The organism is Clostridium sp. AUH-JLR23, assembly GCF_964238065.1.
In the GTDB taxonomy this organism is placed as follows: domain Bacteria; phylum Bacillota_I; class Bacilli_A; order Erysipelotrichales; family Coprobacillaceae; genus Allocoprobacillus; species Allocoprobacillus merdigallinarum.
Genome location: NZ_CAXSKY010000010.1, coordinates 36543 through 49081, shown reverse-complemented (window position 1 = coordinate 49081; position 12539 = coordinate 36543). Strand labels below are relative to the sequence as shown.

Genomic DNA, 12539 nt, shown 5'->3' with positions numbered 1-12539 from the left:
GTTTTGTAAATACATGTAAGGGAAGTGATAGATTGAAAAGATTATTACTCGTTTTCATTGTTTTTATGATTCTGTTAACGCCAGTGGGCGCACGAGCTGGTGGTGGCAGCAGTAGTGGCGGTGGTGGAGGCAGCAGCCATACGTCGTCGCATCGTTCTAGACGTTCAAGTGGAAATGGATCACCCATAGCAGGTGTGATAGGGATAGGAGCCTGTATGGGAATGATTGTCTACTGGAAAAGAAAAAAAGCCAGACACATGCATCAGGAAATTAAAGATGATTTATCTTTCGCTTATCAGCAGGACGATTTCTGGAATGAAAAAGTCTTAAAGAAGAAAGTTAAAGAAAAATATTTGATTATACAAGAAGCCTGGTCTAAGCAGGATTTAGAAACATTGAAAAAGCATTTAAGTGAATCATTATATGAACAATGGAAACTCAAAATAGAGTGGCAACAATATCAACAACAATATAATCAATTAGATCATATTCAATTATTGAAAGTCATACTGGTTGATTTACATGATGCAATTGATAATCAGCAGGACTTCTTTTGGGTTTATATAGAAGGCAAGATGAATGATTTAATGATAGAAAAACAAGAAGTGATTGCATCGAATCATGAGTGCTTTGTAGAATATTGGAAATTTGTGCGCCATGGAAATGACTTTTTATTAGATGAAATTAAACAACAGGATGAGGTTGAATCATGATCAGGGGTCTTTTTCGATGTCTGTTATGGATATTGCAGAAAGTGGGGCATCTCATTGGTTATATCATCGGTTTTGTTTTTGGCTGGATTCCACGTTTAAAAAAGCATATGAGTGGTGAAGAATTTGAGGAATATGTCTATGAAATACTTAAACGTATTGGATATAAACATATACGATTAACGCAAAAGAGTGGTGATTATGGGGTTGATATTTTAGCAACCTATAAAGGCATTCACTATGCTTTTCAATGTAAATATTATAGTAAACCAGTTGGAGTGAGTGCCGTTCAACAGGCTTATAGTGGTTGTGAATATTATGACTATGATGAAGCTGTTGTTGTTACAAATCAGACTTTTACACGACAGGCGCATGCTCTGGCAATGCGTAATGGCGTCATTTTATGGGATGGTGAAAAACTCAATCAGATGCGTCGTTTAGCCAATCGACATGCATTATTTTATCGTTTTCATCACCAAAAAATGCCACATCCATATGAAGATGTTTTACAAGTTATTTTGGAAGCTGGGTATGCTTCAACAGATTTGCTTTATCAGCATTTAAATATGAATATATCACGTATTGATTATATTTTGGATGATTTAGAGTTTTATGATATTGTTTCGAGTGAAGATGATTATGGAATCAGGGAAGTGTATATATCTTCTTTAGAAGAAGGATTAAAATTACTGGAAAGAAGTCATATTTAAAATAAACTATGTTATAATAAAGAAAATATGGAGGGATAAAATGTATAAAGAAGTTTCAAAACAGTTGATGTCTTTTATTCAACAAAGTCCAACAGCATTTCATGCAGTGGATACAATGAAAAAAATTTTAAATCAAAATGGTTATCAGGAATTATCAGAAAGCCAGAAATGGACAATACAATTAGGTGGAAAATATTATGTAACACGTAATCAGTCAAGTTTGATTGCTTTTCATGTTGGTCAACATTTAGAAAATTATAATTTTCATATTGTGGCTTCACATAGTGATTCACCAACTTTTAAGTTAAAAGAAAATGCTGAAGTGGAAATTAAAAACCATTATGTATCTTTAAATACAGAAGGATATGGTGGGATGATTTGTGCTTCATGGCTTGATAGACCTTTATCAATTGCAGGTCGTGTTATGGTTAAAGACAACAATACATATCAGACACGTTTACTTTGTTTTGATCAGGATCTTGTATTGATTCCAAATGTTGCCATTCATATGAATCGCAGTGTGAATGATGGTTATGCCTATAATAAACAAATTGATATGTTACCATTGATTGGAGGACAGGCATATCAATCTGGTGATTTGAAAAAAATGATAGCCAAAGAATTGCAGGTGGATGTTGAAGATATTTATGGCAGTGATTTATATTTATATAATCGTATGCAACCTACAATCTGGGGAGCTCATGATGAATTTATTTCATCACCGAGATTGGATGATTTACAGTGTGCCTATACATCTTTACAAGGTTTCTTAAAAGGGCATCATTCGCAAACAATTCAAGTCTTTGCCTGCTTCGATAATGAAGAAGTAGGTTCATCTACAAAACAAGGAGCAGCATCTACATTTTTATATGATACTTTATACCGTATTCATTATCATTTATTTCAAAATGATGAAGATTTCTATCGTGCAGTCGCTTCTAGTTTTATGTTGAGTGGGGATAATGCCCATGCGGTTCATCCTAATCACCCAGAAAAAACAGATCAGCAAAATGGTGTTTATATGAACCAGGGGATTGTGGTGAAATCACATGCTGGACAAAAGTATACAAGTGATGCTTTGAGTATAGCTGTATTGAAAGATTTATGTGAAAAAGCTGGCGTTCCACTTCAATTCTTTGCGAATAGATCGGATATGTTAGGTGGAAGCACACTAGGAAATATTGCCATGTCTCAGGTGTCAATGAATTGTGTAGATATTGGCTTAGCCCAGCTTGCCATGCATTCATCTTATGAAACAGCAGGAATCAAAGATTCATATGATATGATTAAAGTTATGGAGGAATTTTATAATAGCCATATTCAAGTCGTTAAGGATGGATATGTCATTGTAGACAAGGAGGGATAAAATGTTAAGTCGTTTATGGAAGTTTGTGATATATTCGATTTTTTCACTTTTTCTTGTAACATGTTTGTCTTCTATATTATCATTAGAAAAACAACAGAAAATCTTGCATATGCCTTTTGATAAAACTAACGAAAATAAAAAAAGTTCATAACGAACTTTTAAGAATTTTGATTGATTATCATGATAGAAATTTGATGAAGATATACGTATATTGTATCGTTTTAAGAATCCTACTTTTTGTAGGATTTTTTATTTGATGTCTATTTTTTGAATGATAATGAGCGAGATTGGAATGAAGATACAAATATAAATAATAATACAACAAATATCAATGATATCAAAAGAAATAGTTGTGTGTGAGAATAGGTGAAATATGATTTGGTCGGCTAGGAAAAAATAAATATATGAAAGAAAAAGAAAGACTATCAGTTGAAAAAATCTTTTAAGAAAATGTTTCATAGAAATCCCTCCTTATAAGTTTATCATAACAGAAGGGAACGAAAAAAGATATGAATTTCTCCATATCTTTAATAATAACATACAACAGGTATGTTGACGCTTAATTGACTATACAATGATGCAGCTACATCAAGTGGAAGATTGATACAACCATGTGAACCATATGTTTTATAACGATCTCCACCAAAGGCAGATTGCCATGTTGCATCATGTAAACCAATACCACCATTAAATGCCATCCAATAAGCAACAGGTGTTTCATATTCTGGTTTACCATCTTCTTGAATTTCACCGATTAATGTACGATTACGTTGCATAAAATAAATGTAATAAGTACCACCAGGTGTTCTCTTATCTGGATCACTTGGTAATCCAGAAACAATGTCTGATTGTAAAACAACATTCCCATTTTTTACAAACCACATATGTTGACCTGTTAAATCAATTTCTACAAAAGTATGGCCTATTCCTCCATTGCTGTAAGATGCCTGTACACCTGTCACAACTGGAGTTCTTGTTTCTTTTTTATGTGCTTTAATATCAGCAAGTAACCCAGTCACTTCTTTACTTTGATTTAATTTATAACCATAATTACCACCAGAAACCGTTCTTGTGCCATTAGCACCAGTAAATGTTTTAGCTTTTCCGATAATATTGATTTGAGGTGCTAAAGTTTCTTTGACAAATTTTGTAGCTTGTTTCTGAAACTCTTCTTCATCGTAATAATAATTTCCTTTTTCATCAATAGATAACCATTGAATCAAATCATTTCCATCTAAAACAACTTGACCAGATGTTGTTTGATAAGTAATTTTAGCATCACAATATTCCTTAGCTAGTTTTTGTAAATTTGTAATTGTTTCATCTTGTGATGTCAATTGTGGTTCTTTATAAATATGTTGCTCTTTTAAGTTAATAGAATCCTGACGTGTTTGAAAAGCTTTTTCTACAGCATTAATCAATTGATCATTTTGAATTGTTGTCCCAAAAACTTCTGGTGTAATCACAAACTCGTCATCTTTATATTCTACCTTGGCATCGACTGGAGCAATTTGTTTATCTTTGACATGCTGTAAAGAATTAACAGCTTCTTCTAATTGCTTTTGATCTGTGATCAATAAATCATTTAATTGAATCTCTGTAGATTGAAAGAAATGTGTAAACCATAGAAAATAATTTTGTTGATCTAATGTCTTTTGAATACTGTTGTTTTGATTAAAAGAAATTCCACTATCAGCTTGTTTTAAGGTTTCTTTTTCTCCATCAACAAATGTCAATGATAAAGTTTGATTTGTTAAAGCTTTTTCAAGTGTTGAACTTGCATCCTCATACGTGAAACCTGAAACATCAATATCGTTAATTGTCGTATGACTCATAAAACGATTGTGATAATAGAAACATCCAAAAAGATAAACAACAATAATCAAAGCACCTAAGATAAGTGCTGCTTTTAATACATGATCCTTTTTTATGCGAATCTTTTTTCTTGGCTCTCTTTCTTGTGTTTTCGTTTCCTCCATATATATACCCCTTATATTTATAGCTTTATTTAGAAGTATAGGTACTTTTCAGATAAAAGTCAAGTTATCCGACATTTTATGTAATTGAAATCAGTATTTTTTATGAATGATGTTGATTGATTTTTCATCTAAGAAAAGATATGAGAAAAAATCGTCATCATTATGATGACACAAATGAAAATATTTGACATTATTGACACTTGTTTGAAAATGAGTTTTTTAACATATGCAATCGTATCAAGGATGGTTATAAATCATAGGGATTGTTTCGATTTCGACAATATATTTATAGAAGATAAAATGATAACATAGAATAGAAAATGATATGAAAGAAGCCAATTTGAATATTTGAAAGTCTATGATCAATGAAATATACAAAAAAGAATCATGGAAATGTTGCATATGATTTGAAAAATTTGTATTTTTGGGTATACTGAAAGTGGAAGGTGATAAATATGGTTAATATGCAAAAAGTTGCAGTGATTGGATGTGGGTTTGTAGGAGCTACATCTGCATTTAGTTTGATTCAGACAGGTTTATTTTCAGAAATGGTATTAATAGATGCAAATGCCAAAAAAGCTGAAGGAGAGGCGATGGATTTAAGTCATGGGAGTGCTTATTTAACACCTATGAATATCTATGCCGGAACTTATGATGATATTGTAGATGCAGGAATTATTGTCATTACAGCAGGTGCGAATCAAAAACCTGATGAAACAAGATTAGACTTAGTTAAGAAAAATGTTCAAATTTTTAAGAGCATTATTCCAGAAATTAAAAAAAGAAATTGTGAAGGTATTTTATTGATTGTTTCTAATCCTGTTGATATTTTGACAGAAGTTGCTTTGAAATTATCAGGATTCCCATCAAATCGAGTTATTGGCTCAGGAACTGTTCTTGATACAGCAAGATTAAAATATGTTTTAGGTAAACATTTACAGGTTGATCCTCGTGATATTCATGCTTATATTATTGGAGAACATGGTGACAGTGAATTGGTTGTATGGTCTGGTGCGCAGGTTGCTGGTATTCATATTAATCATTTCTGTGAATTACGTGGTCACTTTAATCATGAAGAAGCCATGGAAAGATTGGCTCAGGAAGTTCGTGATAGTGCTTATGAAATCATTGAAAGAAAAGGAGCAACTTATTATGGTGTAGCAGTTGCGGTAAAACGTATTGCCACAGCGATTGTAAAAGATGAACATGCAGTATTACCTGTTTCTAGCTTGATGCAGGGAGAATTTGGTTTGAATGATTTATGTTTAAGTATTCCAACTGTTATTGGACAAAATGGTGTTGAAAAAGTTGTTGATATTTATTTGAATAATGATGAAAATGATAAATTACAATCAAGTGCCAGAGCTTTAAAAGAAGTATTGGATGATTTGGATTTATAAGAAGAAAGCATTTATAGAGTGAAGTCTATAAATGCTTTTTTGATATTTTCATAGCAGCAATTTCGTTGGCTTTTTGTAAAGCGTGAAACCAGGAATAGCCTAGCATACGATAAGCCATGATACTACCTATATGGCTATCACCAGCCCCGTTGGTATTATAAACGCTCACTGGAATGGCAGGAATATGAAAGTTTTCCTGTCGATTATAGAAATAACATCCATCTTTTCCAAGGGTAACGATTACAGGTTGATGTGTTTGCTGATATAAATATTGGCAGGCTTGTTCAAGCGTAGTTTGTTGTGTATATGTCAGGATTTCCTGCTTGTTTAAATGAATGATAGGATGGAGTGAAAGGATGTTTTGGAAAGATTGTTTGGGTATGTCCATCAAACGTGGACCAGGTGCAAAATAGATGCTTAAATGATCATGATTTTTTAAAAAATGATAAATCACTTCATGAGTATCTTCTTCGATTTCTAATCCACAAAGATAGACACATTGATATTGTTTCATATCCAATTGTTGAAACCATTCTTTTTGATAAAAATATTCAGCACCATGCTCACAAAGAAAAGTTCTTTCGCCCTGTTGATCTATAATACAATAACAACATCCATTCTTTTGATTGGTTTCAATAAGTATAGGAATCTGATTTTTTTGAAAATGGGTTTTCACAAATTCTCCATAAATACCTTTGCCAATAGGTGAAAAGAGGGTATAAGGAAGTTTGGTCTGTCTGAAAATAGAGGCCACATTCCAGGCACAGCCACCCATGGCCATGTTTTGACTGATTATATTTTCATCACCACATAGTTGAGGGAGCTGTTTAACATAAATATGAACATCACAAACACTTGAACCAATAATTAATGCTGATTTCATGATAAGTATCCTTTCTTTTTGATTTTTTATGAGCACATTATATCAGATAAGTCTATGTTTAGAAATGTTTTAGTGCTATAATGAAACAATGATGGGAGGGGTTATATGGATGATACAAATATGATGAGTGAGGGGTCTATTGCTAAAAAGATTATTTATTTTGCGATTCCTTTGTTTTTAGGTAATTTATTTCAACAATTATATAATACTGCTGATTCTTTGATTGTTGGAAATTTTTTAGGATCAAGTGCTCTTGCTGCTGTAGCGTCTTCAGGTAACTTGATTTTTTTACTGGTTGGTTTCTTTAATGGCATTTCTGTGGGAGCTGGCGTTGTGATTGCACGTTTCTTTGGGGCTCATGATCATAGACGCGTGCATTTATCTATTCATACAACTGTTGCTTTAGGAATTGTATGTGGTATTGTTTTAACGATTTTAGGTGTTGTATTTGCACCTAAGATTTTAATTTTGATGGGAACACCCCAGGATGTTTTACCTAATTCTATTATTTACTTTAGAGTCTATTTTATGGGGTCATTGGCTTTTGTGCTTTACAATGCTTTTACAGGAATCTTACAGGCTTTAGGTGATAGTAAACATCCGTTATATTACTTGATTATATCTTCAGTTATTAATGTTGTTTTAGATGTTGTTTTTATTACTGTCTTTGATATGGGAGTAGGAGGGGCAGCTTTAGCTACGATTATTTCACAAATTGTCAGTGCTGTTTTATGCTTTGTGCATTTAATCAAATTACCTGCATATCCATTAAAAGTCCAACAAATTCGATTTGATTTACCAATGCTGAAACTGGTTATTCAAAATGGATTGCCTGCAGGAATTCAAAATTCAATTATAGCTTTAGCCAATGTTGTTGTCCAAAGCTATATCAATAGTTTTGGACAGATGGCTGTGGCAGGATGTGGGGCTTATTCAAAAATTGAGGGCTTTGGATTTTTACCTATTACATGTTTTGCCTTAGCAATGACAACTTTTGTTTCACAGAATATTGGAGCAAAGAAATATGATCGTGTCAAAAAAGGAACGCGTTTTGGTATTATCTGTTCATTGGTCTTGGCGCAAATTATAGGGATGATCATTTTTATAGGAGCCCCATTTTTGATTGGCTTATTTGATTCAACTCAAGATGTTATAAGCTATGGAACAATGCAAGCTAGAACCGTGACTTTATTTTATTTTTTATTAGCTTTTTCACACTGTATTGCAGGTATTTTAAGAGGAGCAGGAAAATCAATGATTCCCATGATTGTGATGATGATTTTTTGGTGTGTCGTTCGTGTTTTATACATCAGTATTGCTTTGCATCTGGCTCATGATATTCATCTTGTTTTTTGGGCATATCCGATCACTTGGGCATGCAGTTCTATTGTTTTTTTATGGTTTTATCTGTTTTCTTCGTGGTTACCACGATTGGAAAAAGACAGTTTATGAAAATTTGTTAAAATATGGAAAAATAGTGATAAGTGGCGAAAATAAGCCACTTTTTTTGTGCAAAAAATCAAAAAATAAAGCATGTTTTTTCTATACATAAGGGTATAAATAGTATATAATAGTGGTATGAAGTGTTAAAATATGTATAGAAATGTATAAAAGTGGGTGATTTTGAAGTGTTCATTGGGGAATATAGACATAATATTGATACAAAAGGACGATTAAGCATTCCTGCCAAAATGCGTCTTGAATGTGGTGAAAAAGTCTATGTGACTCGTGGGAATGAAGGCTGCCTGGCTATTTATACAGTTGAAGGCTGGGAAAACTATTATCAATCACTCATGACACTTCCTAAAAGAAAAGCCGAAGTGAGAACTTTTATACGTTTGGTGACTTCAAGAGCGACAGATTGTGAATTTGATAAATTGGGTCGTATCAATATTCCACTTGTTTTAAGAAAAGAAGGAAATCTGGAAAAAGAATGTGTCATAGTCGGTGCAGGTGATCATATTGAATTATGGAATAGTGAAACATGGGATCATTTCTATGATGACAATATGGATCATTTCGATGAGATTTCAGAAAATATAGATGATTTAGATTAGGAGGATGTTATGTTTCATCATGTCAGTGTTTTATTAAAGGAAACAATTGATGGTTTAAATATAAAAGAAGATGGCATTTATGTAGATTGTACACTGGGTGGTGGTGGACATAGTCAGGAAATTTTAAAACGTTTAACAACGGGTCATCTCTATTGTTTTGATCAAGATCAACATGCGATAGAAGCAGCCAGACAGCGTCTATCTCAAATCTCTGATCATTTTACAATTATTTATTCTAATTTTAAAAATTTGAAAGCTGAGCTTGCAAAACATGGCGTAGAACATGTGGATGGAATTGTGTTTGATTTAGGTGTTTCTTCACCTCAGTTTGATGATGGTGAACGTGGCTTTAGTTACAATTACGATGCCAAACTGGATATGCGTATGGATCAGAATCAAAAATTAACTGCATACGATATCGTCAATTCTTATAGTTATCAGGATATTGTCACAATTCTGTATAAATTTTCTGAAGAAAAATTTGCCAAACAAATTGCCAGAGCGATTGAACGTCATCGTGAAATCAAGCCTATTGAAACAACATTTGAACTGGTGGATATTATTAAAGAAGCGATTCCAGCTCCGGCCAGAAGAAAAGGTGGACATCCAGCGAAGCGTACATTTCAGGCTTTACGTATTGCGGTTAATGATGAATTGAATGTTTTTGATATCGCTTTAAATGATGCTTTAAAAATATTGAATGTTCATGGCCGTGTTGCAGTCATTACATTTCATTCTTTGGAAGATAAGATATGTAAATATACTTTTCAGGAAGTGACAAAACAACCAGAACTTCCTAGGGGAATGCCAATTGTTCCTGAATATTTGAAACCAAGGTTTCAAAAAATCACAAAAAAACCAATTGTGGCGAGTGATGAAGAATTATTAGAGAATCATCGCTCTCATTCAGCAAAATTAAGAATTATAGAAAGGATATATGAGGATGAAGAATAAGAGAAAAGAAACAAGATTTTTAAGATTTTCAAAACGTTTATTAGTTATGAGTTTTATTGTTTTTGTTGTAGGGATTGTTGCATTAAATTCTTATGAATCAACAATTAATGTAGCATGTAATCAGTTGGAAAAGGATATTAAGACAATTGAATCAGATATTGATGGATTAGATATGAAAAAATTAGAGTTAGCTTCTTTTTCTCGTATTGAGTCTGTTGCTGAAGCGAAGGGATATACATATAAACAAAATACTGCCACAGCTGCTGTTGTAGGAGTTCCTGAAGAATAATGGCTTTGAAGAAAAATAATAATCAAAGCGCTAAAATTATATATTGTATTATTATTGCAGTCATTGTTTGTATGGTACTTAATGTCATTTACTTGGGAGCTACTGGGAAACATTTGATCAGTGGAAATGATATTGAAGGTTATGCTAAAGATCGAGGTGAAAGTAAAACAGAGATTTTGCCTGCTAAACGTGGGACAATCTATTCAAGTGATAATGAAGTTATTGCCAGTGACATGAAAACATATAAGCTTTATGCGATTTTATCTAAGACACATTTAACGCTTGATAAACAGCCAGATTATGTTGTTGATAAAGAAAAAACCGCCAAAGAATTATCACCTATTATTGGAATGGATGAAGAAGATATTTTAAACCGATTGAGTAAAGATACTTATCAGGTAGAGTTTGGAAGTTATGGAAACAATCTGTCATCTCTTGTAAAAGATCAGATTGATGCCCTTAATTTACCTGGTTTGGAATTTGAAGAAATCACAACACGAAATTATCGTTATGGTGATTTTGCATCCTATGAAGTTGGATATGCACAAGCAGTTACAGAAGAAATTAAAGGAAAGACAGTTCAGAATATAGTTGGACAAATGGGGATTGAGAAGGCATTTGATGAAGAATTGTCTGGAGAAGATGGAGAAAGAACTTATTTGGCTGACAATAATAATAATGTCTTGCCAAATGGAATTTTGAGTGAGACTGCACCTGTTGCGGGAAATGATGTTTATTTAACGATTGATAGTGATGTGCAGACGGAATTAGATATGCAGATGGAGAAAATGGTAAAAGAATTAAAGCCAGAAAAAGCAACCTGTGGTATTATGGATGCAAAAACTGGAAAGTTATTGGCTATTTCTAACTATCCATCATTTGATCCAAATGAACGTGATATTGATAATTATGTTGATTTATTTTTTAATGAACCTGTTGAACCTGGTTCAGTCTTTAAATCATTTGTTTATGGAAATGCGATTAATGATCATAAATTGGATGTGAATGATACTTATCAATCAGGAAAGTATTACTATAAAGTCAATGGAAAAACAGTTGCGACAATCAGGGACCATAATAATGGTAAAGGTTGGGGAACAATCAGTTATAAACAAGGATTTTATTATTCAAGTAATACGGGAATCTGTCACATGTTAAGTGAAAAAACAGATAAAGAATCTTTGCTTCAGGATTATGAAGATTTAGGTTTCTTTAAAGAAAGTAATATAGATGGTTTAGAATCTGCCTCAGGTTTTGCTGGATATAAACGTGAAGGAGAAAGAACATTAGAGTATTTGACAACTGGTTTTGGTCAAGGGTCAACATTTACAGGTTTGCAGTTAATACGTGCTTATAGTGCGTTTGCAAATGATGGAAAAATGGTAGAACCTTACATTGTGGAAAAAGTTGTCAACAGTGATACAAAAGAAGCTCTATATCAGGCAAAAACACAGTACTCTAAACAAATATATTCTACTGATACTGTCAAACAGGTCAGAGATTTATTAAAAGGTGTTATTAATATAGAAGGAAGTACAGGATATAATTATCGTATGGATGATGTGAATTTGATTGGGAAAACTGGAACAGGACAGGTAGCATCCAAATCAGGTGGTTATCGTAGTGGTTTCTATACAAACAGTTTTGTCGGTATGGCTCCATATGATGATCCACAGGTCATTATAGTGATGTGGTATCAGGGAAGTTCTGCAAGTACTGTAGAATCTGCCAAAGTTGTTCAGGCTGGTATTCGTGCGGCTTTAAATAAATTAAATGAACAACCATCACAAGTTGTAGAAACATCTACATTTGTTTTAGATAATTATACAAATCAAAGTGTTGATTATGCAAAAGACGTTTTATCTAATCATCAATTATCTTCACTTGTTGTAGGAGATGGAAATGTCATTGTTGATCAATATCCAAAAGCACAGACTGAAGTGTCTTCCAAATCAAGGGTATTCTTACAAACCAATGGAACCAATATTACCATGCCGTCCATGACAGGATGGTCGCGTAAAGAGGCGGAAGCTTTTGGTGCCATGGCTAATGTAGAAATAGAATTCAAAGGTGTAGGTTCGATTTATGAACAAAGTGTATCGAAAGGTACAAAGCTAAAAGCTAATCAAAAAATTACAGTGACGGCAAAATAGGGGCTGAATTCAGTCCCTATTTTCATATTTTCAATATC

11 protein-coding genes are annotated in these 12539 nt (G+C 33.0%); 9 read left to right on the top strand and 2 right to left on the bottom strand.

What is annotated here, in order from left to right; translation table 11 throughout:
• Window positions 1-32: 32 nt before the first annotated feature.
• The 3 genes from ACESR5_RS06480 to ACESR5_RS06470 are packed head-to-tail and all read left to right on the top strand — an operon-like array spanning window position 33 to window position 2786.
• Complete coding sequence (locus ACESR5_RS06480) at window positions 33-713, top strand: TIM44-like domain-containing protein (RefSeq protein ID WP_373154747.1); 681 nt, start codon at window positions 33-35, stop codon at window positions 711-713.
• A complete protein-coding gene (locus ACESR5_RS06475) occupies window positions 710-1420 on the top strand; it encodes a restriction endonuclease (RefSeq protein WP_289528021.1) in 711 nt (236 codons plus the stop codon). The genes ACESR5_RS06480 and ACESR5_RS06475 overlap by 4 nt, the downstream gene beginning before the upstream one ends.
• A gap of 40 nt (window positions 1421-1460) precedes the next feature.
• Complete coding sequence (locus tag ACESR5_RS06470; RefSeq protein WP_373154745.1) at window positions 1461-2786, top strand: M18 family aminopeptidase; 1326 nt, start codon at window positions 1461-1463, stop codon at window positions 2784-2786.
• A gap of 527 nt (window positions 2787-3313) precedes the next feature.
• Here ACESR5_RS06470 and ACESR5_RS06465 read toward each other — a convergent pair.
• Window positions 3314-4765: a L,D-transpeptidase family protein gene (locus tag ACESR5_RS06465; protein WP_373154743.1), complete on the bottom strand. Its 1452-nt coding sequence runs from the start codon at window positions 4763-4765 to the stop codon at window positions 3314-3316.
• Between the two features lie 455 nt (window positions 4766-5220).
• Here ACESR5_RS06465 and ACESR5_RS06460 point away from each other — a divergent pair, with 455 nt between their 5' ends.
• Window positions 5221-6165, top strand: coding sequence for an L-lactate dehydrogenase (locus ACESR5_RS06460; protein WP_087243948.1), 945 nt, complete (start codon window positions 5221-5223; stop codon window positions 6163-6165).
• A gap of 25 nt (window positions 6166-6190) precedes the next feature.
• On the opposite strand, the gene ACESR5_RS06455 is transcribed toward ACESR5_RS06460, so the two are convergent.
• Window positions 6191-7048, bottom strand: a complete 858-nt coding sequence (locus ACESR5_RS06455) for a PfkB family carbohydrate kinase (RefSeq protein WP_373154741.1) — start codon at window positions 7046-7048, stop codon at window positions 6191-6193.
• A gap of 105 nt (window positions 7049-7153) precedes the next feature.
• Here ACESR5_RS06455 and ACESR5_RS06450 point away from each other — a divergent pair, with 105 nt between their 5' ends.
• The 5 genes from ACESR5_RS06450 to ACESR5_RS06430 all read left to right on the top strand — a co-directional run bounded on the left by ACESR5_RS06450 (window position 7154) and on the right by ACESR5_RS06430 (window position 12501).
• Window positions 7154-8500 (top strand): MATE family efflux transporter, encoded by a 1347-nt coding sequence (locus ACESR5_RS06450; RefSeq protein WP_129737702.1) that lies wholly within the window; start codon window positions 7154-7156, stop codon window positions 8498-8500.
• Window positions 8501-8676: 176 nt separating this feature from the next.
• Window positions 8677-9105 (top strand): division/cell wall cluster transcriptional repressor MraZ, encoded by a 429-nt coding sequence (mraZ, locus tag ACESR5_RS06445; RefSeq protein ID WP_087936390.1) that lies wholly within the window; start codon window positions 8677-8679, stop codon window positions 9103-9105.
• Between the two features lie 9 nt (window positions 9106-9114).
• Window positions 9115-10059: a 16S rRNA (cytosine(1402)-N(4))-methyltransferase RsmH gene (gene rsmH, locus ACESR5_RS06440; RefSeq protein ID WP_087936389.1), complete on the top strand. Its 945-nt coding sequence runs from the start codon at window positions 9115-9117 to the stop codon at window positions 10057-10059.
• On the top strand, window positions 10049-10348 hold the full coding sequence (locus tag ACESR5_RS06435) for a hypothetical protein (RefSeq protein WP_087243953.1): 300 nt from the start codon (window positions 10049-10051) through the stop codon (window positions 10346-10348). The genes rsmH and ACESR5_RS06435 overlap by 11 nt, the downstream gene beginning before the upstream one ends.
• Window positions 10348-12501 (top strand): penicillin-binding protein, encoded by a 2154-nt coding sequence (locus ACESR5_RS06430; RefSeq protein WP_373154738.1) that lies wholly within the window; start codon window positions 10348-10350, stop codon window positions 12499-12501. Before ACESR5_RS06435 ends, ACESR5_RS06430 begins: the two co-directional genes overlap by 1 nt.
• The last annotated feature ends 38 nt before the right edge of the window (window positions 12502-12539 follow it).